The sequence below is a fragment of the Aeromonas sp. FDAARGOS 1414 genome (genome assembly GCF_019047065.1).
In the GTDB taxonomy this organism is placed as follows: domain Bacteria; phylum Pseudomonadota; class Gammaproteobacteria; order Enterobacterales; family Aeromonadaceae; genus Aeromonas; species Aeromonas veronii_A.
The window spans coordinates 897,754-922,572 of record NZ_CP077210.1; the positions used below are offsets into that span (position 1 = coordinate 897,754).

Annotated in this window: 19 protein-coding genes; 18 read left to right on the top strand and 1 reads right to left on the bottom strand. The window is 47.0% G+C overall.

What is annotated here, in order from left to right; translation table 11 throughout:
• Nucleotides 1-198: 198 nt before the first annotated feature.
• Entirely contained in the window at nucleotides 199-1,695 is a 1,497-nt protein-coding gene (locus I6L44_RS04005; RefSeq protein WP_216953356.1) for a C69 family dipeptidase, read from the top strand.
• Nucleotides 1,696-1,867: 172 nt separating this feature from the next.
• Here the strand turns inward: I6L44_RS04005 and I6L44_RS04010 are convergent, their stop codons facing one another.
• Complete coding sequence (locus I6L44_RS04010; RefSeq protein ID WP_216953357.1) at nucleotides 1,868-2,392, bottom strand: acyloxyacyl hydrolase; 525 nt, start codon at nucleotides 2,390-2,392, stop codon at nucleotides 1,868-1,870.
• A 1,171-nt stretch (nucleotides 2,393-3,563) separates the two neighbouring features.
• Between I6L44_RS04010 and I6L44_RS04015 the strand changes: the two genes are divergently transcribed.
• From I6L44_RS04015 to I6L44_RS04095, 17 genes are all read left to right on the top strand, one after another.
• Entirely contained in the window at nucleotides 3,564-3,938 is a 375-nt protein-coding gene (locus I6L44_RS04015) for a hypothetical protein (RefSeq protein WP_201996467.1), read from the top strand.
• Nucleotides 3,925-5,733: a polysaccharide biosynthesis/export family protein gene (locus tag I6L44_RS04020; RefSeq protein WP_254204258.1), complete on the top strand. Its 1,809-nt coding sequence runs from the start codon at nucleotides 3,925-3,927 to the stop codon at nucleotides 5,731-5,733. Before I6L44_RS04015 ends, I6L44_RS04020 begins: the two co-directional genes overlap by 14 nt.
• 65 nt (nucleotides 5,734-5,798) lie before the next feature.
• A complete protein-coding gene (locus I6L44_RS04025; RefSeq protein WP_216953358.1) occupies nucleotides 5,799-6,599 on the top strand; it encodes an ABC transporter permease in 801 nt (266 codons plus the stop codon).
• An 11-nt stretch (nucleotides 6,600-6,610) separates the two neighbouring features.
• Nucleotides 6,611-7,261, top strand: a complete 651-nt coding sequence (locus I6L44_RS04030; RefSeq protein WP_201989227.1) for an ABC transporter ATP-binding protein — start codon at nucleotides 6,611-6,613, stop codon at nucleotides 7,259-7,261.
• Nucleotides 7,262-7,276: 15 nt separating this feature from the next.
• Nucleotides 7,277-8,503, top strand: coding sequence for a sugar transporter (locus I6L44_RS04035; RefSeq protein WP_216953359.1), 1,227 nt, complete (start codon nucleotides 7,277-7,279; stop codon nucleotides 8,501-8,503).
• Between the two features lie 226 nt (nucleotides 8,504-8,729).
• Complete coding sequence (locus I6L44_RS04040) at nucleotides 8,730-9,722, top strand: glycosyltransferase (RefSeq protein ID WP_254204259.1); 993 nt, start codon at nucleotides 8,730-8,732, stop codon at nucleotides 9,720-9,722.
• 48 nt (nucleotides 9,723-9,770) lie between these two features.
• Nucleotides 9,771-10,946 (top strand): non-hydrolyzing UDP-N-acetylglucosamine 2-epimerase, encoded by a 1,176-nt coding sequence (wecB, locus tag I6L44_RS04045; protein WP_216953360.1) that lies wholly within the window; start codon nucleotides 9,771-9,773, stop codon nucleotides 10,944-10,946.
• A gap of 70 nt (nucleotides 10,947-11,016) precedes the next feature.
• Entirely contained in the window at nucleotides 11,017-12,276 is a 1,260-nt protein-coding gene (wecC, locus tag I6L44_RS04050; protein WP_216953361.1) for a UDP-N-acetyl-D-mannosamine dehydrogenase, read from the top strand.
• 183 nt (nucleotides 12,277-12,459) lie between these two features.
• Complete coding sequence (locus I6L44_RS04055) at nucleotides 12,460-14,484, top strand: glycosyltransferase (protein ID WP_216953362.1); 2,025 nt, start codon at nucleotides 12,460-12,462, stop codon at nucleotides 14,482-14,484.
• Complete coding sequence (locus I6L44_RS04060; RefSeq protein ID WP_216953363.1) at nucleotides 14,481-15,242, top strand: hypothetical protein; 762 nt, start codon at nucleotides 14,481-14,483, stop codon at nucleotides 15,240-15,242. Before I6L44_RS04055 ends, I6L44_RS04060 begins: the two co-directional genes overlap by 4 nt.
• A gap of 99 nt (nucleotides 15,243-15,341) precedes the next feature.
• On the top strand, nucleotides 15,342-16,637 hold the full coding sequence (locus tag I6L44_RS04065) for a glycosyltransferase (RefSeq protein WP_216953364.1): 1,296 nt from the start codon (nucleotides 15,342-15,344) through the stop codon (nucleotides 16,635-16,637).
• A 7-nt stretch (nucleotides 16,638-16,644) separates the two neighbouring features.
• A complete protein-coding gene (locus I6L44_RS04070) occupies nucleotides 16,645-18,675 on the top strand; it encodes an alginate lyase family protein (protein WP_216953365.1) in 2,031 nt (676 codons plus the stop codon).
• A gap of 18 nt (nucleotides 18,676-18,693) precedes the next feature.
• Entirely contained in the window at nucleotides 18,694-19,389 is a 696-nt protein-coding gene (locus tag I6L44_RS04075) for a hypothetical protein (RefSeq protein ID WP_216953366.1), read from the top strand.
• Between the two features lie 61 nt (nucleotides 19,390-19,450).
• Entirely contained in the window at nucleotides 19,451-20,521 is a 1,071-nt protein-coding gene (locus I6L44_RS04080; protein WP_254204260.1) for a galactosyltransferase-related protein, read from the top strand.
• 22 nt (nucleotides 20,522-20,543) lie between these two features.
• A complete protein-coding gene (locus tag I6L44_RS04085) occupies nucleotides 20,544-22,634 on the top strand; it encodes a capsular polysaccharide biosynthesis protein (RefSeq protein ID WP_216953367.1) in 2,091 nt (696 codons plus the stop codon).
• 7 nt (nucleotides 22,635-22,641) lie between these two features.
• Nucleotides 22,642-23,976 (top strand): capsule biosynthesis protein, encoded by a 1,335-nt coding sequence (locus tag I6L44_RS04090; protein WP_216953368.1) that lies wholly within the window; start codon nucleotides 22,642-22,644, stop codon nucleotides 23,974-23,976.
• A 60-nt stretch (nucleotides 23,977-24,036) separates the two neighbouring features.
• Complete coding sequence (locus I6L44_RS04095) at nucleotides 24,037-24,543, top strand: hypothetical protein (protein ID WP_216953369.1); 507 nt, start codon at nucleotides 24,037-24,039, stop codon at nucleotides 24,541-24,543.
• The last annotated feature ends 276 nt before the right edge of the window (nucleotides 24,544-24,819 follow it).

Below are 24,819 nucleotides of genomic sequence, written 5' to 3' on the forward strand. Positions count from 1 at the left end.
ATGCGCACAGGTCGCCTATCAGGGGGCCTGGCTACCTCCCTGGTTTCCATGGTTTATTCGCACTGCTCTTTTTCGTGTTTACGGTTTGATGGCCCGCACTGTCCGGCCCGTGTCACCGCGCAGATCCCTTGTGACAGCGGCAGGTTGACTGGCGCGCCACCGCTTATTTGCAACCACTCTGTGCAACAAGGAGATCTCATGTATTCCTTCAAAAAGTGCGTCGTCGCACTCTCCATCAACTTTGCTCTCTTCTCGTCGGCGTTCGCCTGTACCACCTTGCTGGTCGGCAGTGAAGCCAGCGCCGATGGCTCCATGATGGTGGCCCGCAGCGCCGACAGCGATGCCCTGAAAGCCCAGCATTTCGTAATCCATCCGGCCAAGCAGGGGCAGAGCGGTATGTACAGCTCCAAGGCTCACAATGGCGCCAATGATTTCAGCTACCCCTTGCCGAAAAACTCCCTGCGCTATACCACGGTACCGAACTGGAAGACCCAGCTGCATGGCGCCACCGGGTTCAACGAGAAGGGAGTCGGGGTGAGCGGCACCGAGTCCATTTTTGCCTCACCCGAAGCGCTCGCCTTTGACCCCTATGTGGAAGATAAGGGGATCACCGAGGATGACATTCCCGATGTGTTGCTCTCCCGGTCCACATCGGCCCGCGAGGCGATCTCGTTGCTTGGCAACATCATCGAGACCATAGGCGCGGGAGAGGGATTTGGTGTCGCCGTGGTGGATGATAACGAGCTCTGGTATCTGGAGACTGCCACCGGCCATCACTGGATGGCGCAGCGTCTGCCGAAAAATCACTACTTTGCCACCGGCAATCAGGGCCGCCTGCAGCAGTACGATCCCGCCAGTGCCGATATGATGGGATCGAAAAATCTGATCGAATTTGCCACCGAGAAGGGGCTCTACCATCCGCAAAAGGATGGGGCGTTCAACTTCTCGAAAGCCTATACCCGCGATGACGAGCGGGACCGCACCTATAACGATCCGCGGGTCTGGACCATCCAGCAGATGTTCAACCCCTCGCTCAAGCAGGCAGTGGATGCCGGTCGTCAGTTCCCGGTCACCCTCGTCCCCGAGAAGAAGATGACGCTGGAGGAGGTCAAGGCGGTGCTGCGCAATCACTATGACGGCACCGAACACGATCCCTACAGCAAGGGGTTGAACGGTCAGGAGCCGTGGCGCCCTGTCAGTGTGTTCCGTACCTACGAGTCCCACGTGATGCAGGTACGCCCCTGGATGCCGCGTGAGGTGGGGGAGGTGACCTATGTGGGCCTCGGCATGGCAGATCTGACCGCCTTCGTTCCCTACTACAGCGGTCTGGAAGCCTATCCGGCGCACTATGCCATGGGTAGCGACAAGGCCGACAGCGACTCCATCTACTGGAAATATCGCAAGCTGCAGACCCTGATAATGACCGATTACCCCAAATTGGCCCCCATAGTGAAGCAGGCTTACCAGAGCTGGGAGGCGAAGATTGCCAAAGAGCAGAAAGAGATGGAAGCCAACTATCTGAAAACGGTCAAAACCGACAAGGCCGCCGCCAACAGCATGCTCAACGACTTCAATCTGCGGGTGATGAAGGAGGCCGAAATGCTGACCGACGATCTCACCAACCAGATCTTCACGGTGCGCACCCAGGATATTCAGACCGATATTTTCTTCGCCAACAAAGCGAAAAAGGACTGATTGCACCCCATGATGTGGTGGGGCGGCAGAGCGTGTCGTCATCCATGTCTTGAGTATGGTGATCTTCTCACTGTCACCTTTGTTATCAGAAGACGACATAACGAAAAGCCTTCACGGGAGTGAAGGCTTTTTTGCAGAGTGTGTTCAGATGAGCACGACGAAGTCTGTCTGGCTAAAAACGGTACTCGATATGGAGGGTATGGCTGTCCAGCCCCGGGTTCTTGTCATACATATAGGCGTTGGACATGTGCTCATACTGATAGCCGATCAGCCAATTCTTGGTGATGGCGTAACCGAGGCCGATACCCAGAGCGAACTGCAAGGGACCGCCGTAATCCTTGTAGCCGTGGCCGCGGGTGCCAAATTGATACTGATCGAGCCAGACCATTTCGCCGGGGATCCAGGTCACCCAGTTACCCCATTGGCATTCGATACGGGCACCGCCTCCCAGTCTTGCTGTCTCTTCATCTTCTACCTTGAGGGTACCGCCACGCACTCCCAATCCAAATTGACAGGCCGAGTCTCCCCAGCGCCAGAACATGTGGTGAAACTTGGCATCGGCGATCTTGATGTCAAGCTTTTCATTGCTGAACGCCTTGCCCAGCTGCAGGGCAAGAATATTGTCATTGGCCACGGCCCCTGTGCTGGTGAGCAGTGAAACCAGCAGGCCAATCCTTGATAGAGTGTTAGCGTCCATGCCCCCTCCAATGTCGTTGAGACCCTGTGGTGCCGATTCAATCGGACACATATCAGGCATAGTCAACAGGCAATAACCCTGTCAATCACGGCCAGAAAAACTAAAAAAAACCATGTTGGCGAATAAATGGTCTATCGCTTTTATGTTCTCAATAACGGGGGAAAAACGGAGTCTGGCTGAACGTTATTTGAACAGCTTGTTATGTGTGATGTTAATAGCGGTCACTTTTCAGGCAATGGCTGAGTGGATTGATGGGGATATCAGAGAGGTTGCCGAACTCGAATAAAGTATTGCCAACCATATTTTAATTGAAATTTCAATGGATGTGACTCACAAAAAATTAATTTCTTTTTGGAGGAGCGAGGGATAATTAAGAAATTTCTAAATTAATCTTGCTTGTCGTCAAAAATATTTACACCGTGCGAATACATTTATTACCAATGTTGCTTTGTGCGTAAATCTTTTAAAAACAGAGTCTTGTGTCCCTCCTTGTCGTGTGAAGAATGCAGGTGAGTTTTTTGAGTGTTGACCCAATTGTGGCTTATTGATAGCATTCGAAAAAAATGAGAATAAGTATGATATACGTCACATTGTGACGTTCTCATGCACGGGGTGGGTGCTTACATTGCAATCAATCTCTGTCTGCTTTTTGAGCTGGCAGGCATCGTTATTTTCCCTCCTGTTTTAGTTTTACATCCATTTTGTCTGTTTTTTGTCCGGGAAGATGTCATTGCCGTGCGGTAGCTATGGCAAAAAAACAGTGTTTCGCATCAACATCGCTACATCTTTACAGCAATTGAGCAGCATTGCTCATTTTAGAGCTCATGCCTACTCCTGATGAGACTATTGCTGTTCTGTCTGAGATCCATCATATATCGTGTCTTGCTCGATTCACTCAGAACATTCTGAAATGTGTGCTGTAAATGGTAATTTTTTGAGCAAAGCCCTCTTGTTCAGACTGCCTGGTATCGCTTCGCAGTCTCGGCAGATTGTCTGTTGATGAGGAACTCAAAACCCGCTTTTGCAGTTGCAGGGCTGGGGATGAACAGCCACATGTCAGTTCGTTTTTTGGTCATGAAAGATAATGAGTCGATCGGCAATAGCGTTGCCAGACCATAAGGCGACCTGGCTTTAACAGTTCAACACTTGACTCCATGGGAAATATTGACACATGAATTTTGCAACCCGGTTATTGGCCATATCGTTAGCCATACAAGTTGGTGGCTGTGCATATGAGCCAAAGCAGGTAGAAGCGTCTCGTCCTCTCGTCAACCCGTCAGTTGCTACTGAATTGTATGCCATGCCTCCCGATCTGCAGCAGGCGCTGAATACACTGCCACAAGGCGCTGCATTCAGTAGAAACAATGTTACCTATACCCTGGGGCAACGCTATGTTTCGGCTCTGGGTCTTGAGTGCGTTGAGTTGTTGTTTAACAGCATGCAAGGCCATTCGCAAAGGCGCGCGGCATGCAAGACTGAAGAACAATGGTATCTGATACCTCAACTGGAACAGACCTCTGTCAGCAACCTTCTTGCTGAGCAATAAAATGAAGGCACATGTTTTGAACAAAATGAAAATTTATCAGCTCGGCACACTTCTGTTTCTCATCAGTACATCCTGCGCAACCATGGCCATTGCCGCCCCGGATTTAGCGCAAGCAAATGGATCATCATTTGGTTACACCCTTTCAGGAAAGGCTGCTGAAAACACCGGCACCCAGCTTGGTGGTCAAGCAGCACTGAGTGGGCAGGCCAACACAAGTTCAACGACCGGGAGTTTTACTCAACAGAATCGTCAAGGGATGTTGTTACCCGGTGAGGCAGATGTACGTAAATTACTGCCCCTGGCAGAGGCTGGATTACCTCCTCCCTATGGCGCCAATCTGTTTGCCGGTGGCTATGAGACCGAACGCAGCGATGGCTTGAATGACAATTATCTGATAGCGCCAGGGGACAAGCTTAATATCTGGATCTGGGGTGCCGTCAATTTTTCAAATGTAGTGACGGTAGATAATCAGGGCAATATTTTCATCCCTGATGTCGGCCCGATAAATGTCAAGAATGTGCCAGCCAGCCAGGTCAATAATCTGGTGACCAGCAGGATTGGCGATGTTTTTACAAATAATGTCAATATCTACGTCAACCTGCTGACAACAACTCCCGTGAGTGTGTTTGTAACTGGCCCGGTAATACGGCCAGGCCAGTATGCGGGTCAATCCTCTGACAGTGTGCTCTATTTTCTAAAGCGGGCTGGGGGGATCGACTCGGAGCGCGGCAGCTATCGTCAAATAAAGGTATTACGCCAGAACCAGGTCATCCAAAAAATCGATCTGTATGAATTCATGCAGCAGGGCAAAATGCCCAAGCTCTCTTTTAAAGATCAGGATGTCATCCTAGTAGAGCCACAGGGCCCGATGATAAATGTCGCGGGCAAGGTTCGTAATCCCTTCCGTTTCGAATTGACTCAGCGTAATACGCTAGGCTCGGAGCTGGTTAACTACGCACTGCCGCTTGCCAAGGTGAGTCATGTCGGGGTGATAGGTGACCGTCCAAGTGGTCCATTCTCCATCTATTTACCTTACAAGGATTTTGCCAGCCTCCAGCTTAAGGATGGTGACAAAGTCTTGTTCAATGATGACATGCATGCACAGGTTTATGATGTGCAGGTCGCTGGTAGCTATATGGGGCCCTCATATTTCACTGTGCGCAAGCAGACCAAACTGCATGAGCTGCTCAACCATATTCCCATTGACCCACAGCTTGCCGATTACCAATCCATCTACCTGATGCGCAAGAGTGTCGCTGCGCGGCAAAAAGAGATGTTGGAAGAGTCGCTCAACCGGTTGGAACGCAGTGTGTTTACTGCTCCTGCCAGCTCGGATGGTGAAGCGTCGATCCGTGCCAAAGAGGCTGAACTGGTGATGCGCTTTGTCGAAAAGGCCAGAAAAATCCAGCCTCTTGGCAAGGTGGTGGTCGCAGACAAGGGGATTGTTGCGAACATTCAGTTGGAACAGGGTGACCAGATTGTCATACCGAACAGAACGGACCTGATCCAGGTCGGTGGGGAAGTATTGATGCCGCAAGCTGTGGTCTATAACGCCAATGCAACTCTCGATGACTATGTGGCCTGGGCGGGTGGATTTACCGAGCGTGCGAATGACCAGCGGATTGCCGTGGTTCATGCCAACGGGTTGGTGGAGTTTAAAGATAAGGGGAGTGTCCAGCCCGGTGATCAGATCCTGGTGTTGCCCAAGGTCGACAGCAAAACCATGCAATCGGTCAAGGATATTACCCAAATCATCTATCAGATCGCCGTGGCTGCTAACGTAGCAATTAACTAAGCCGCTTCTTGATGAGAAAAAGCAGACTCGCCAACGGGCGAGTCTGCTATGGGTAAAGCGAACTAATGAATAAACCGATTCTTAATCAAACGCCGCGCACATCCCTGCAGGTGTTGCGAGATGTTGTCTTTGGCCTGCTTATTCGTGAGCTTAAAACCCGCTTTGGTAGTTATCGGTTGGGTTATGCTTGGGCACTACTGGACCCTCTGCTGATGATCGGTGCCTTTAGCCTGATCTTTGGCTTGCGCGGTCATAGCGGATTTGGCGGAGCGCCAGCACCACTCTTTATCACCGCAGGGTATCTGCCTTTTCTCTTTTTTAAAAATGTGGTGAGCAAACTGCAAACGGCAGTTAGCTCCAATATGGGGCTGTTTTGCTACCGTCAGGTCACCCCATTCTCAACCTTCATCGCTCGTTTTATGCTCGAAAGCATGGTGGGGATGATGGTGGGAGTAATACTGGTCCTAGGGTTACTCTGGCTGGGCTTTGATGCCATCCCCGCCGATCCGCTGCAGGTGATACTTATCTATCTGCTGCTGATGATATTCTCGTTTTCTCTCGGTATTGTTTTTTGTGTGATCTGCAACCTGATGCAAGAGGCCGACAAGTTTCTCGGTCTGCTGATGATGCCATTGATGTTTATCTCTTGTGTCATGTACCCGCTGGCCACTATTCCGGCCCAATATAGGCATTGGTTTTTATGGAATCCGCTGGTGCATGCCCTCGAGCTGATTCGCAGTGGCTGGATTGCCGGCTATAGCAGCCCATATGTCAGTTGGGAGTATCTAGCGGCTGTCACCCTGATACTGCTCACCTTTGCCATGAGTTGCTATCGGTTAAGCCACCGTCGCTTGATTGCAAGTTAAAGTGAAACCAGATGATCGTTCTTGATTCTGTTACCAAGTACTACCCGACCAAATTTGGCCGTAATTATGTGCTGCGCGATGTCTCGCTCACTTTGCCCCAGGATCGCAATATCGGCATTCTGGGGGTCAACGGGGCGGGCAAATCGACCCTGCTACGACTGCTCGGGGGCATGGATATGCCCAACCGTGGCAAGGTGAGCCGGCATTGCCGGGTCTCCTGGCCACTGGCATTGGGGGGGGGCTTTCAGGGCAGCATGACGGGGCGTGAAAATACCCGTTTTGTTTGCCGTATTCATGGGGTGCGCGAGACGGCTGCTGTTGAGGAGTGGGTCAAGGAGTTCTCGGAAATCGGTCAGCATTTCGAGCTGCCAATCAAGGGATACTCCAGTGGTATGCGTTCCAAATTTTCCTTTGCGGTTAGCATGGCCTTTGATTTCGATATCTATCTGACTGACGAAATCACTTCGGTGGGGGACGCTCGTTTTAAGCAGAAGTGTATCGATGTTTTTAACCAGAAACGTGAAACTGCCAGCCTGATTATGGTGTCGCACGATATGAAAAACCTGCGTCAGCAGTGTGATATGGGTATTTTATTACGAAATAGCAGATTGGAGGTATTTGACAATATCGACGATGCGATCCGTATTTATCAAAATCTATAATAAGCACAATTAAACATGACACAACCTATCAGAATTGAAAAGCCATCACGCTTCGTGCGGAAGCTTCGCAAACTTGGCAAAGAGCCGAAGCGTTTCTTCATTGATTCCAACGGTTATAAAATCGCCCACAGGTCTTGGCAACAGAGTCTGAAACTGGGCAGCTTTTTGTGGGTTGTAGCCTGCTTTACCATGGCATCGATCTATTTTGGCGGGATTGCTTCAGACCGTTATGTCAGCCGAAGTGACATCATTATCAAGCAGGCAGATCAAATCAAAATGTTGCCCGATGCCCTGTCTATGCTGGGGCTGGGTGGTAGCAATCATCAGGACGTATTGCTGGTACAAGAGTACCTGCGCTCTTGGGATCTGCTGGCCAAGCTGGATCGCGAATTGGCGCTCAAAGCGCACTACCAAAGCCATGATGCCGACTTCTTCTCCCGTTTATCGGGGGAGGCGACCCGCGAAGAGTTTCTTGAATATTACCGTGATCACCTGACCTTGCGTCTTGATGAACTCTCCGGGGTATTAACTATCGAATTGCAGGCTTTTGATCCCGTATATGGCCAGCAGGTAGTGAGCATGATGCTGAAAGAGGCGGAAGGTTTTATCAACAAGCTGGGCCACCAGGTCGCCATGGATCAGCTCGCATTTGTCGAGCAAGAGGTTAACCGTTCCCATCAACGCTTGCAGGCAGAGAAAGCCAAGGTACTGGCGTTTCAAAATAGCCATCAGCTAATCAGCCCGGAATCGACCAGCACTGCACGCCTTGGTGTGGTCAGTGAAATTGAAGCCGAGCTGGTGCGCCAGCAGGCAGAACTGAAGCAATTGCGCAGTTATATGAAAGAGAGCGCACCAGGGGTGGTATCGGTGCAAAGTCGTGTTGATGCGTTAAGCAAGCAACTGAAACAGGAAAAGGCGAAATTGACCACCAATGATGCCGGTGCTGGCACTCAGGTGGCACCTGAGGCAATGAACGAAATCACTGCCCAATATATGGATCTGAAAACCCAGGCCACTCTGGCTGCTGATCTCTACAAGACGGGCCTTATCAGTCTGGAGCAAGCCCGCGTTGAGGCATATCGCAAGCTGAAACACCTGCTGGTTGTGACGAAGCCAACCTTGGCGGAAGAAGCCGAATACCCACGTCGCTTGTATAACCTGGTCACAATTGGTGTTCTGCTTTGCCTCTTCTATGGCCTGATTGTTATGGGGTTGGCGACCTTGCGTGAACACCAGGATTGATAAGGTGATGCAAGATAGGTCAGATCTGTATTCTTGGCAGATGAGAATATCATCTGCCAAAGAGATAACGTTGAGGATTGAGGTCTGCCTGTCAGAATATAGCCAAGCAACGACTTTATAAAAACTTATTGGTTTTTGATAAAACCTGCATGCTGTTCATATTCCACGCTATGTAGATAATAGGTGGCTATGATTTTCACTTAATTATATATGTGGAACAATTTCTTTGGGCAATAATAAACGACCATGTATTGCTTTAGTGGCCGACCAGTTTACTACATTCAGTTTGGCTCCAGACGCAGATTTAATTCAAATAACACCGATAGATTGGCAATGGAAGTTAAGGTTTTTCAAACCTGACTTTTTATTTGTCGAATCAGCCTGGCGTGGTTATAAAGATAGCTGGAAAGGGAAAATAGCCAGTTATGCCCATAGTTCGCCCAATAAACCAGAGCTACGCAGGTTGCTGGAATTCTGCCACAAGCGGAAAATCACAACAATTTTCTGGAACAAAGAGGATCCGTTTCACTTCGAACGCTTTGCTGATGCGGCCGCGTTGTTTGATGTGGTATACACTACGGATTCCGGCTCACTGAGGCGCTATCATGCGCTCCCCCATCAGCGTTTTCAGCATGTCGGTGTGCTGATGTTTGCTGCCCAGCCACGCTGGTATCACCCTGCAGAGAAGGGAGTGCGGGGTCCGGAGGTCGCATTTCTGGGGGGCTATTATGGTAATGAGCTGGCTGAGCGAAGCAGGGCTCAAGAAGATATTCTTCTGGCATTGCGAGATAAAAAACTGATTATTTTTGACCGGTTTTGGCAGAAGGGAAATGGCTGCAGCTATCCTGAGCAACTACAACCTTACTGTAAACCTGCGATCACTCAAATGTCGGTTGCCAAGGCATATCAGAAATATCAAATATATTTAAACTTCAATACGATTAGTCAATCTTCAACAATGCTATCCCGTCGGGTGTTTGAATTGGCCGCTGCTGGCTGCCCTATTATCAGCACCCCTTCGATCGCCATGGATAACATTTTTGGCAAGAGCATTGTCGCAGTGCAGGATGGTGCTGCGGCGCGCGAATGGTGTGAACAATTACAAAATAATGTTCGACTAAGAGACGAATTGGGTCAAAACGCGATGGAAATCGTGCTGGCCCAACACACCTGGCAACACAGGCTGACACAGCTCAACAGTGAACTCAGTCTTTATTAGTTAATTTCGGATAGATAAAACCAATTAGCTCACACGGGAGTGATTATTATGCCAATTAAGGCGCAGCGAGTATTGATCGTTTTTGGTACCAGACCGGAAGCCATCAAGATGGCCCCTATCGTCAAGGCTTTCCAGGCTAATCGCAAGGTTGACGTCAGGGTTTGTGTTACCGGGCAACACCGGGAGATGCTGGATCAGGTTCTCAACCTGTTCGAAATTGAGCCGGAATATGATCTCAACATCATGAAGCCGGGCCAGGATCTGACCGATGTCACGACCGCCATCTTGCAGGGGCTCAAACCTGTTTTTGCCGAGTTCAAACCGGACCGCATTCTGGTGCACGGTGACACGGCTACGTCGTTTGCGGCGACACTGGCTGCCTACTACCACCGTATCGCAGTTGGCCATGTTGAAGCTGGGCTGCGCACCGGCAACATCTACTCTCCCTGGCCGGAAGAGGGGATGCGTCGTTTGACTGGCGGCATCGCCGATCAACACTACACCCCGACGATCAGCTCGCTGAAAAACCTCATCATGGAGAACATCGCTCCGGAGACCATCTTCGTCACCGGTAACTCGGTGATCGACGCCCTGATTGAGGTTTCCCAACGCATTGATAAAAACCATGGCATGAAGGCTGAGCTGGCCGCGCGCTTCCCTTTCCTCGACAAGAGCAAGAAGCTGATCCTGGTCACCGGTCATCGCCGCGAGAATCACGGTGATGGCTTTGAACGGATCTGCAAGGCGCTCTCCGTGCTGGCCCAGCGGGATGATGTGCAAATCGTCTATCCGGTTCATCTCAACCCCAACGTACAAGAGCCGGTCAACCGCAACCTCAAGGGGCTCGACAATGTGCATCTGATCGAGCCGCAAGATTACCTGCCGTTCGTCTATCTGATGAAGCAGAGCTACCTGATCCTGACCGACTCGGGCGGTATTCAGGAAGAGGCACCCACCCTGGGCAAACCGGTGCTGTGCATGCGAGACACCACAGAGCGTCCTGCTGCTGTCAAGGCCGGAACAGTTCGTCTGGTGGGGACCTGTGACGAGACGATCGTTGCAGAAACCGTTCGCCTGCTGGATGACGAGCTGGCCTACCAGGTGATGAGCCATGCCAACAACCCCTATGGGGATGGCAGAACCAGTCAGCGCATCGTCGAGGCCGTCATCGGTCTGAGCGGCGCCCTCGGTCAGCAGATTGACAGCAGCCTGCAAGTGGCCTGATTTACAGATTACATACCTGTCCTTGGGGGCATGCATTATGTCCCTTTTTTACTTTTGAGAGCACAAAATAATGAAATTTGAAACCATCTCCGTCGTTGGTCTGGGTTATATCGGTTTGCCAACAGCTGCAGTCATCGCCAGCAACGGCATTCGGGTTATCGGAGTCGATGTCAACCAGCATGCGGTAGATACCATCAACCAGGGCAAGATCCATATCGTGGAACCGGGCCTGGAAGATTTGGTCAAGCAAGCGGTGCAGGATGGCCACCTGAGCGCCCATACCTGCCCGCAGAAAGCGGATGCCTTCCTGATTGCCGTACCGACTCCGTTCAAGGGTGAAGATCACGAACCGGATCTGAAATATATCGAGAGTGCTTCCCGTGCCCTGGCACCCATGCTGGAGAAAGGCAATCTGGTGGTGCTGGAGTCCACTTCTCCGGTGGGGGCCACCGAACAGATGGCCAAATGGCTGGCCGAAGAGCGCAGCGATCTGACCTTCCCGCACACAGTGGCAGAAGGCCAGACCCCTGACATCTTTGTTGCCCACTGCCCGGAGCGCGTGTTGCCCGGTCAGGTGATCCGCGAGCTGGTGGAGAACGATCGCATCATCGGTGGCATGGACAAGGCCAGTACCGAAGCCGCCACTCAGGTCTACAAGATGTTTGTCAAGAAGGGTGAGTGCATTGCCACCGAAGCGCGCACCGCCGAGATGAGCAAGCTGACCGAGAACGCTTTCCGTGATGTCAATATCGCCTTTGCCAACGAACTGTCGCTGATCTGTGACCAGCAAGGTATCAATGTATGGGAGCTGATCTCCTTGGCCAACCGTCACCCGCGCGTCAATATCCTGCAACCGGGTTGCGGCGTGGGGGGCCACTGCATCGCAGTCGATCCCTGGTTTATCGTCAATCAGAATCCTGACACTGCCAAAATCATCCATCAAGCTCGCCTGGTCAACGACTACAAGCCGCACTATGTGGTGGCGCAGGTGGAAAAAGCGGTTGCCGGCCTGAGCAACCCGAAAATTGCCTGTCTGGGTCTGGCCTTCAAACCGGATATCGACGATCTGCGCGAGAGCCCGGCGCTGGATATCACCAAGACCTTGGCCAACAACCCTGCCTATCAAATTCTGGCGGTGGAACCGAATATCGAAACATTGCCTGCTGTATTGGAAAATCGCAACAATGTCACCTTGGTATCTTTGTCTAATGCATTACAACAGGCAGATGTTGTATTGATTCTTGTCAAGCATAAAGGGTTTATTGGTATCCAGAGGTCAGATATTAATTCAGCCAAGTTTATCGATGTCGTGAATGCTGTCTCAATATGATCACTCAGTTATAAATACCTAACTAGATTAGTCAACTTAGTCTAAGCAATAGTGAGTGATTATAGTGTATGTACTATTTAAAGTAATATATTAACATTGTCAATCACTCACTTTCTTTAAGGTTTATTCATATAAATGCTTCTAATATTATAAGTGAGCATGAGATATTTTTACGGGACTGTGATGAAAGAAAATATAGAACAGACATCTTCTCAGCTTAACAAACTAGTTGTCGAGTATGAGAAGGCACTTAGTGAATTAGAGACAATCAGAGTCATCAATGAAAAGTTAAAAAATAGCTATTCCTATAGACTTGGAAATGCACTTATCAAGTCAAAAGGGAGCTTTAGTGCACTTATAAAATTACCTAGTAAGATTCTTAATATCAAATCTGAGATAAAGCGGCAAGATGAAAGGATAAACTCATCTATTTCCGCAACGAAAAACCATAACATTGATATACCATTGGTTAATTTTTGTAAGTTAGGAATAAATCCTATTCGCCTCGATAAGAACGTTTTATGGTATGAGTTCAGTCTTGATAAGCTCAAAACATTCAGCGTTCTGCATAGACTATTTACCGAGAGCATTGATGATATAAAAAATCATGAGCAAGCGGTAATGCGTGTAGAAATTTATGATAATAAAAATAATAATATAACATCCAAAAAACATGATCTTTATCATTCTAAAGCGGTTGGTTATTATAGATATGTTGATTCTAGAAAGCCTTATAGTGAATTCAACGTATCCAAGGATGTGCAAAAGATAAGATTAGGATTCCATGCATGGAAAAATCATGGAGATATATTTATTGATAACCAGGTTTTTTTATTTGATGAACGTGGTTGGAGTGATGAACAGCCTATATCAACACCATCCTCAATAAGAGTAATAAAAAATGAAACTGCAAAAAAATACAACCAAATAAAAATCGCTTGCATCCTTGATGAGCTTACATTTGAATGCCTACAGCATGAAGTAAATACAATCAAGTTAAGCCCCAATTCATGGAAAAGAGAGATATCAAATTCAAAGCCAGACTTTTTATTGGTGGAAAGTTGTTGGAGAGGAAATGATAACTCATGGGGAACTCTAACGAAGGGGAGTGGTGGTGGGAAAAAGCTCTCTGAACTACTTAAATATTGCAAAGAAAATAATATACCTACTGTTTTTTGGAATAAAGAAGACCCTGTACATTACGAGAAATTTTCTGCCATCGCAGCCATGTTCCAACACGTATTTACATCAGATGTGAACATGGTTAAAAGATATAAAGATGACCATAACATTGATGTTGGTGTATTAGCGTTCGCTGCACAACCAAAGCTCCATAATCCTGGTGTTGCCATAAAGATGGGCAGAAAGAACAAAGCTGTATTTGCCGGAAGTTACTATGTCGAAAAAGAAGACCGCTGTAATGACTTCAATAAAATCATGGATATAATCTCTGACGCTGGGCTTGATGTAGATATTTATGATCGCTGCTTTAACCTGGATGACCCTAGGTTCAAATACCCAGAAAGATACAAGAATAAGATAATTGGCAATTTAAAACCAAATGAACTTAGTATTGTCAATAGTGGTTATAAATTTCAGATAAACATGAATAGCGTTCAAGATTCCAGCTCAATGTTTGCAAGACGTGTATTTGAATCATTAGCTTCCGGGACACCTGTTATTGGGAACTATTCGAAGGGTTCACAAGAACTGTTCGGTGATATGGTAATAGATGCCACGACTCAAGAAAATGCTCTTGAGATGATCTCATTACTCAACTCTAAACCCGAATTATATGAAGAAATATCAAAACGTGGTGTCAGAGAGGTTATGAGGTATCATACCTATCGACACCGGGTAAAAACCATATGCGATAGAATAGGCTTAAATATCGCTATTGAAGATAAAAAACTAACTATGGTTATATCTGCCAAGAAAAAAAGTGACGTAGATAATGCTATATCGGTTTTCAATAAGCAGACTCTCAAAAATAAAAAACTACTCATTATACTTGATGAATTCCCTGGATATGTAGATTTACTCTCCGCGAAAATAAAAGACGTAGACTTTACAATGAGATTCTCAGAAAGTTTTTATGAAAATAAAAACGACTTCATTGGAAACGATTTTTTTGTGGAAGTCAAAAATGTCATGATGATCAATGAAACATTTTTGGAAGACTATTACTACAGCAACTTTTGGGCATGAAAATGAGTAGCAATCAGCATATTTTTCTTATCTCTTGGCACTTTCCTCCTTATAAGTCTTCGTCAGCATTTAATTTATTTAAACGAATAAAGTCTCTTGATAAAACATTTGATGTTGCGCAAATAAAACGTGATGGCCCTCAAGACAATATTTCAATGTTTGAATTTTCCGATGCGATATTTAATCGCTTCGAAATCGATGTCGGAGGGGAAAACTCTAGGTGTGTTGAAACAAGAGATAAATACATCGACTCAGTAATGAATCTTTTTGAAGAGCTTAAGAAGAAAAACCATTACGAATATATTTTCTCTCATTCACATGAATTTGTGTCTCATCTGGCAGCAATAAATATAAAAAGGAAATATCCACATCTCAAATGGATAGCATCTTTTGGTGACCCAATAAAGTCAAATCCATATGATAAATACTATAATTTCCCTTTGGGAGATGTTGATGCAGCGTCTGAAGGAGATGTTATATCTCTTGCGGATAAAATTGTTGTAACAAATGACTATCAGAAAGAATTTATGCTCCAAGCTCACGGAGCACAAGACTCTAGTCATAAATTCGCCTCACTGCATCACTGCTTTGACAAAAGAATGTACACTCAATCACACAAGAAAAATGATGTGTTTACATTCATGCACATTGGCATGTTATACAAATTCAAAAGAACATCAGAACCATTTATTTCTGCTGCAAGAAATTTAATTAACACCCATCCAGAATACAAAGATAAATTTAAGATAGAATTCTAAGGGGCAAATGACAAATATATAAAAGATGCCGAGCTTGGTGATTTATCTGGTGTTGTATCTTTCAATGGTTCAGTCTCATATCTTGATAGCCTTAAATTGATGACTCAAGCTGATGCATTGCTCTTACGTGAAGCAGACTTCGCGCAAGATGGTCTATCGACATCCCCATTCTATCCTGGGAAATTAGCCGATTATTTTGCCGTTAAAAAACCAATGTTATCTGTTGGTATGAGCAAAGGTTTTGTCACTGATATTTTTGGTGAAATTAATATGCCAAGTTTGGTCGAAACGGACATTGATGGCATTGCATTCGCATACAAGAGCTTTATTGATGGAAAAACTTCACTAAATAACTCCGTAATTGAAAAGTTTGATGCGGAAAATAATGTGGAAAACGCATCAGAAGTATTTAAAATACCAAAAAAGAAAACTATTCTTATTGCTGGCCACGACTTGAAATTTGCAAAACATATAATAGAATATTGTAATGACAATATTGACTGTGAGATTATATTTGATCATTGGAAAGGACATGATAAACATGATGAGTCAGTGAGTCGGTCTCTTCTTAATAAGGCTGATATTATCTTTTGTGAATGGGGGCTTGGAAATGCAGTTTGGTATTCTAATAACAAAAAACCAGGTCAACGATTAGTCGTTCGTCTTCACCTTCAGGAGATTCATACCGACTACCCCAATCAGTATAACATTGACGCGATAGATGAAATAATTTGTGTCTCGCCATACTGGATGGAACAGTTCCGTTCAAAGTTCCTTTTCCCTCGCTCTAAAATGAATATGATTTACAACTTGATTGATGTAAATTCATATAATACGGAAAAGCATGAAGATGCTAGATTTAACTTAGGTTTTATTGGCATGGTTCCTCAGAGGAAAAGGCTGGATCTTGCTCTTGATGTACTAGATGAACTCTATAAAAAGGATCACAGATATAAACTATATATTTTAGGTAAACGCCCTGAAGAATATAGTTGGATGGCATCTAGAAAAGATGAAATGGATTACTACGAACATATTTACTCTCGGATAAAAAATTCTGCATGGCGGGATAATGTTATTTTTGATGGACATACAGATAATGTCCCCGAATGGATGAGGAAAATTGGTTGGATGTTATCAACAAGCGATTTTGAAAGTTTCCACATGGCCCCCGCTGAGGGTATGGCATCTGGTGCAGTACCATTACTATTAAAATGGCCAGGTGTAAATACCATTTACCCCAAAAAATATATTTTCAATTCCACCTCTGATATTTGTAAGTTTGTAAGTAAGGGAATGAAAAGTATTGATTTTGATATTTTAAATAAATATGTAGTAGATAATTTCTGCTCAATTCGTAATGCAAAAAATATTTCAAAATTATTTGATTGGTAATTATTAAATGTCAAGCTATTTAAACCAGGTTTTTTTCTACTGTAATTTATCAATCAACGAAGGGAATAAATTTTGGAAGGATGATGCTCTAGTATTCTTAGGATGTGAGCCATTCCCCATTACCCTTCCGGTAAGGTGGGATTCTGATCCCTATAGTTACCGTAGTTGGCAACGTCTTTTACATACATTTTGTTGGATTGATAAACTTATTGCGGATTATAAATATAATAAAAATATCGAATCGATGCATACGGCTGTACGATATTTGCTCGACTGGTACCAATTCTCCGTAAAAGATGACAATAGTTACGCATTTAGATGGAAAGATGATGCTGTTTCATTTCGTGTAAGAAGGATTGCCATTATCGTCAGATGGGCTTTAGATGATGATAATATTTCTGAAGAAATGAGAGCTGATTTAATCGCGCTCGCACAATTACATCTTGACAACCTATTAGATAGCAAGCTCTTTCAAAAAAATAACCATGGGTTATTTCAAATGCGGGGGTTAGTTACGATATCAACTCTTCTACCACAATTAAATGCTGCTGATAAAGCATATAGTTATGCTATTGAGAAGATTAATTTTTTGTGGAAAACTCAATACGGCATAGAGAATATGCACTTTGAGAATAGTCCTGCATATCATCTACATATCATTAGAGAATTTGAAGAAATACTAGATAGCCCTGAATTTAAAGGGGCCATGTTTTGTTTTGATATGAATGATATTGAGGCCGTGAAAAGTAATTTGAAATATCTTTTCCATCCTTGTGGGAAAGGGACCCTTTTTGGTGATAGTAACATAATGGATTTGGATCTTCCTACTGTTACGGGTGACCATTTTTTTGATGAAACTGGATATATAATTTTATCTGGGGATATGGAGCACAAACTAAATTCGTATCTATGTTTAAGAGCCGGTTTTGCTAGTAACATACACAGGCACTCTGATGATTTTTCTTTTGAATGGTCTGAATATGGTCAAGTAATTATAACAGACTCTGGTAAATACTCTTATGATTATGATGATCCCGTTAGGCAGTACATGACAAGTACTAGGGCTCATAACACTGTGAGTGTTGATGATAGCCAATATCCATGGTGGGGGGATTTTAAAAAGAACGAATTTTATAGTTCCGCAATCCAGTCATATCAAAAGAATGATAATATAAGTGAAGTTAAAATAGCGCGTTTATTTAAGCGCTTATCAGTTCATTTTGAAAGAAAAATTTATTTTGATAAAGGAAAAATACTACGAATAAATGATAGTTTAACATCTTATTCTGGTATGCGTAAATTTATACAGTGGTTTCATTTTTCATTAGACTTTGTTGTTGCCAAAATTAGCAGTGATTTATATTTAGCTCAATCCATGGATTTACATGTGTTAATTCGCACACCAAAATCTATAAATAGCTATTTGCAGAAAGGCTTAAAAGAACCTTTTTACCAAGGATGGATTAGCCTAAAAGAAAAACATCTTGAGCCTAATTTTGTATTGGGTGTTGAAGTTGATGATGAAAAATGTATTCTCTCTACCACTTTCAATGTCTTCCCTAAAACAAATAAGCTAGACGAGCTAGACGAGCTAGACAGTATCCCATCAAGTAATCAGCTATCTTATTTTAAAAATAAATTTAATCGTTTTATAGATACTGGTATTTACCCATTTGATAAAAATGACATTGATAACCTAAATTCAATGCGCAATGATGAATGGATGGCATTCACTAACCATTATGCAGTAAATGCTAACACTGGCCTCGAAGTTAGTGGTTTTAGAGTCGGTGAGGCTTTCTTCTTATTTGCTATTGCTGGTAATGAATTGCACCTAAAAGGTTCAATTTCATTTGCTTTTTATTTAATGTCGGGAGGCGAAAAAATTCGGATTCAGTGGTACTCTAGCGAGCCCCGGTGTGTGCTATTAGTTCCTGACTATCAAGGTTATAAAGATATAAGGGTTGTTGGATTCGTAATGGATTCGACAGGTAAGAAAATTTCAAAAAACCGCCCGATCGAAACATTTAGCATTTGAGTAATATAGAGGTTCAGCATGTTTCAAGGTGTTTCATATGACTATACATCAGAAAGCAACAGCGACACCATCATCATTTTTCTCCCATCTGTTAGGAAGAAGAATTTATACCCATTCTATCCTAGGCAATCATGGAAGAATGACTTAAAAAATAAGTATGATTTGCTATTCTTATCTGACCCATATCAAAATATGGATGACTATCAAACCCCTGGAGGCAGTTGGTACATAAATACCAGTGGAAAATCTTTTATATATGAGTTAGCTCAGATGATAAATGATTTTGTGACTAATAAAGGGTATAAGAATTTAATTTTATATGGATCATCTATGGGAGGTTATGCGGCTATTTGCTTAGCTTTTTTATGTAAAAATTCAATAGCTATAGCTGAGTGTCCACAAACTATTTTAGAAAAACATAGTGGTAGCTCTTATGTTCTAAATAAATTCAATGTTACTGAGAGTCTAGACCCTATCTCATTTTTTCGTAAAGAGTCACAACCAAAATATATTTCAATTGCTTGCTCTATATACGATCACCATTTAGATAGTCATGTTATGCCATTCATTAAAAATATAAAGAAATTAGATTTCGATTTTTCTTTGTCAACTCACTTGTTTTCATCTAGTGCATATGCAAATGGACATGTGGCATTAAATAAAGAGGATGCAATGGCATTAATAGATGAAACATATAGAAAATATTGCGTTTGACATTGTCAATATATTGTGCGCCAATTACTTTAATGTTCACTCAGATAATACGGTATAAATAATGTCGCGCAATATCAGCGTGATCATCCCGTTTCACTTTCAGCAAAGTGGACGTGGGGATCTGGGCACTGCGAGAAAGAGACTGGAGGCGTGCCTCCAGTCTCTTTCTATGAGACCAGATCTGGATATTCTGATCCCAACGAATCGGAAACAAGCTCTGTCAGACAGAGTGAACACTCGCTTTATCGAGGATGAACAACCTTTTCCTGTCTACTCACCCGGGATTGCCCGTGACCACGCAATCAAATACAGCACGACAAAAGCACTCTTCCTTATGGATGCAGATCTGCTCTGTCCCCCTGAGCTGGTTGGGCAATTATCTGAACGTAGCCAGACATACCGTCAATACGGCTTAACTGCTTTTGAGATGTACCCCTGCCTATATCTGACCAAGGAGGAAACAGAGTACTTTGACGGGGATTTTCAGGGCTGCCTGGAGTCCTTCTTGCGCGGGGAGAATCATCGAGTGGAGGGAATCGCCCTGGCCAGCAGCTGTCTGCTGATGAATCGCGAGTGGTTTTTGCAGCTGGGGGGCTTTGATGAACAGTTTGTCGGCCATGGCGGAGAAGATCTCGAACTGATTGACAGGCTCACCCGTCATTACCCCATCGGGCCACGACCTGATGACTATGCCCTCAATATCAAGGCACAGCATCCGGGAGATTATCAGGGGTTTCGCCGCTATTTCAGTTATTATGCGCTGCCCCATCTGTTTGCCGGCCGGTTTCTGGTTCACCAGTGGCATCCGCGCCCCCTGACTCACCCTTACCACAAACGGCGGGCTAACAATGATCAGTTGCTTGAGCAGATGCTGGCTCGCAGTGAAGCAGAGCGAGGCCCGTTGAAAGGGCCCGTGGTGCCCTGTAACGACCTTGGCGGGGAGCTGCCGGATTTTCGCGAGTGGATGATCCGTTTGCAGGAGGAGGCGGGCTATCCGGTGAGCGAATATCCGGGGCTGTTGCGCTGGCAAGAGGGGGTGCAGCGCAAGCGGCCACTGTGGCGCAAGCTGCGCAAGCTCTACCTCAACCCTCGGGCCTTTTTCAGAGATATGTTTAAGCCCACATCTCGCTGAACTTTTTATCTGAGCAATTTGCATGACTCTATGGACACAATCCAGCGGCATACTGGCCCGCAGCACTCAAATCAGCGCCTGTCTGGGACAACCCTTGGCGCGCTTTGCTTCCCCTGATGCCGTACAGCCGGGGGATGTGCTGGTCGGCTGGGGCCAGAAGGCTAATACCCACCAGATCAAGGAGCAGGCCAAGACCCTGAGTTTGCCCTATTGGCAGCTGGAAGACGGCTTTATCGGTTATATCGGCCACCCCGCCAGGGGGGGCAAGGCGGTCTCATTGATCGCCGATCCGGTGGGGATCTATTACGATGCCCGCCAGCCCAGTCAGCTTGAGCAGTTGATTGTTACCCCGTGCGAGCCACAGATGTTGGCACGGGCCGAGCGACTGATCGATGAGCTGGTACGCCTCGGGGTCACCAAATACAACTGTTATGCCACTGCCCCCGATCAGTCGATTGCCAGCGGCAGCGTGACCGCCCTCTCTGCCGTCGGGGACTATGGCGGCTTGCCATCAGGGCTTGCCACACGTCTGCAGCAGAGCGCCAAACCCAGGGTCCTACTGGTCGATCAGGTGGCGGGGGATCTCTCCATTCCGGGGGCGCTGGCCAGTGAAGCTGATTTTGTGGCGATGGTGGAGGCGGCGCGCCGCAATCATCCCGATGCGCGCCTGCTGCTGCGCACCCATCCCGATACTCGCCTTGGCAAGAAGCGCGGGGTGTTGGCCCGTCTGAACCTGGATGATGTGGAGATTGTGGCCGATCACTGCCATCCCCATGCACTGCTCAATGTGGTGGATGCTGTCTATACGGTGTCATCCCAGCTTGGTTTTGAGGGCCTGTTGCTTGGCAAGCCGGTCTATTGCTTCGGTATGCCGTTTTATGCGGGTTGGGGGCTGACCCATGACAGCAAGCAGTGTGAACGGCGCAACGTAAAAGTGTCGCTCGCCCAGCTGGTCGCGGCAGCCTTGATCCGCTATCCCCGCTATCTCGACCCTGTGCTGGGCCAGCGTTGCGAGGTAGAGGAGGTGATCGCCATTATTGCCAATCAGCGCCGCCCCGCGCCGCGCTGGCGCAGGCTTTATCTGGTCGGTTTCTCGCTGTGGAAGCGGGCATTTATGCAGGCGTTTTGCCAGCATTTGGCCGATGAGTTGCGCTTTGTGCGCAAGCCACCCAAGCGGTTGACCGGTGACGAGCAGATATTGGTGTGGGGTAGCCGCCACCCTGATCTCGCCTCTGCAATCCGGGTCGAGGATGGTTTTATTCGCTCGAGGGGGCTGGGCTCCAATCTCTGTCGTCCCTCCTCCTTGTCACTGGACCCGGTCGGGATCTATTTCGACAGTCGCACTCCCAGCGGGCTGGAACAGTTGCTCAACTATCAGGAGTTGACAGAGGCGGAGGTCAAGCGCGGGGATGCGCTGCTCGCCTTGCTACGGGAACACAGGGTCAGCAAATACAATGTGGGCGAGCCGCAGCACTACACCAGGCCCGATGATGGTCGTGAGCTGGTGCTGGTGGTGGGTCAGGTAGATGGCGATGCCTCCATTCTGACCGGGAGCCCCCATATTCGCAGCAATGAGCAGTTGCTGTGGGCGGTGCGAGCGGCCAAACCCGATGCTCATATTCTCTACAAGCCACACCCTGATGTGGTGGCGGGCAATCGTGGTGGGGCGATTTCTGCGGCCTGTCTGGCGGAGTGTGTCGATAGCCAGGTGCTGGATATTGGGCTCACCAGCCTCTATCCCCATGTGGATGAGCTGCATACCATGACCTCGCTCAGTGGCTTCGAGGCGCTGGTGCAGGGGGTCAAGGTGACGACCTGGGGCCAACCCTTCTACAGTGGCTGGGGGTTGACCACGGATGCCAATCCGCCTGCTCGTCGTCAACGTAGTCTGCCGCTGGCGGCGCTGGTCTATCTGACGCTGGTTGCCTATCCGCTCTATCTCGATTGGCAGACCGGGCTCTGGATAAGTCCGGAGCAGTTGATCCACCAACTGGCGAAGCAGGGACACTCATCGGCCCAAAAAGCGAGCCGCTGGCAACGCTGGCAGCTCAAGCTCGGTTACTTGTTCCAGACGCTCATGCAGCGCCCCTCTCTCTCCCCGTTTTTGAGATAAGTCGTCAATGAAGATTTTGTTACTGCAAGGCCCGCTTGGCCCTTTCTTTCAGACCCTGAGTCGCCAGTTGACCGAGGCGGGACATCAGGTGGTGAAGATCCATTTCAATGGCGGGGATGAGTGCTGGCCCTGTGCCGGAAAAAATCTGCGTTTTCGCGGGAAACCGGAAAGCTGGAACGCCTTTTTCCGCCGGGTGCTCAAGCAGCAGGGTATCGATACGGTGATCTGTTACGGGGACTGCCGTTATTACCATCTGGAGGCTGGCCGTATCTGCAAGTTGAAGCGAGTGCCATTCTGGGCGATGGAGGAGGGCTATCTCAGACCCGATTTCGTCACGCTGGAGCAGGGGGGGGTCAATGCCTTCAGCCCCTGGTATGAGCGGCGCGATCAACTTGCCCAACTGGATTGGCCTGTGCCTTATGACAGCTCGCTCAAGGTGGGCAAGACCTTTGCGGTGCGCGCCTGGTATGCCAGTCGCTACCACATCAACAAGTCGCTGTTCCGTTGGCGTTATCCCCACTTTGTGAATCACCGTCCCTGGAGTCTGGTGCAGGAGGCGATGGGGTGGGTCTGTGGCGCCATGGTGAAATACGGCAACTTGCGCCAGGATCGCGCCCTGCTCAAGGCGTTGCCGCAGCACGCCGGGCGGATCTTCTTTGTGCCACTGCAAGTGACCGAGGATTTTCAGATCCGTGAGCACTCTGACCTGAGCGGGGTAGAGGAGATGGTTGCGCAGGTGATCAACTCCTTTGCGGAGCATGCCAAACCCGAAGATGTGTTGCTGTTCAAGCACCACCCCATGGATCGGGGCTATGTCAGTTATCGCGCCCAGATAAACAGACTCATCGCGGTGCTTGGCCTGGAGGGGAGGGTCTTTTACGGTTATGAACTGCCGCTGCCAACCCTGTATCCCTTGCTCAAAGGGGTGATCACCATCAACAGCACGGTCGGTCTCTCTGCTTTGCTCCATGATGTACCCACCTTCTGCATGGGGCGGGCACTCTATGATATTGACGGTCTGACCACCAAAGGTTCGCTGGCCTCCTTCTGGCACTCGCAGAGCCCTGTATGTGCCGAGACATTCAAACGGGTGCGCCACTCCTTGCTCCATCTGACCCAGCTCAATGCCAGTTTTTACCGTCATCTGAAAATGAGTGCGCTGGCGGTCATGGAAAAAATGAAGCTTTCAGCGCCGAATATGCGTGATGAGCTTGTATCGCCGGAACGCCGTATGAGGGTGAATAATACCATGTGCCTTACATTACCCTGGCTGGCCACTCTCGATGGTATTAGCGACCCGTTTACATCTATCGGTTCAACCGCTCTGATGTTACTCGTTTGATGTCTGCCTATTTTTGATTTAGTGTGTTAGTGAGAGGTAAATAAAACCAGGAAGGTTAACATGAACATTCACGGTTGCTTGTTATCCATTGGACTCTTGGGGTTGCCGACTTTTTCCATGGCAGCTGAACATGATCTTTCACTCATTATTCACGGGGCATCAATACACAGTGATTGTTCGCAGGGAACAGGAAAAAAAAGCAAAACCTGTGACTTTAATGGTTTTAACCCGGGATTGGGATTGGCGTGGGTGTTCTTGGGTGACAACGACACGGGAAAACTTGCGCTGCGCGGCGGGTTTTATCGAGATTCTCTAGAAAATACAGCTGGTTATGCGGGTTTCTCTTATCGGAAAGAGTGGTATCTCACCGAACATGTTTTTGCTGGGGTAGGGGCGCAGGCTGGTTATCTCAACGGTTCGGGTATTGATGGTTTTGCCGCTTTGCCGATAGTGATACTGGGTTACAAGTCAGTTGCATTGGAAGTCGGTTATGCACCCAAGGTTGATTGGGTACCTGGGGGAGACCATGTCGCGGTCACCACCTTCTCATTGCGATGGACGCTGTAATATTAGCGAAATATGATCGCCATTACGCATTGTACTTTGTCATTTTGCCACGTTTTTTTAATACACATTTGTGGTGGATATAATCTGGCAAGCTGTGTGAAATATATTTCAGGCCAGATTTTGACTTGTGAGTAATAAAATGGTGCCCCATTTTATCTGAGCAACAATTATTGTGGATTTATTTCAAGATGAGCTAAGTGGCATATTCATTTATCAATATTGATTGCATCTGGAACATTTAAAAATAAAAAGCCCTTCACCATGGTGAAGGGCTTT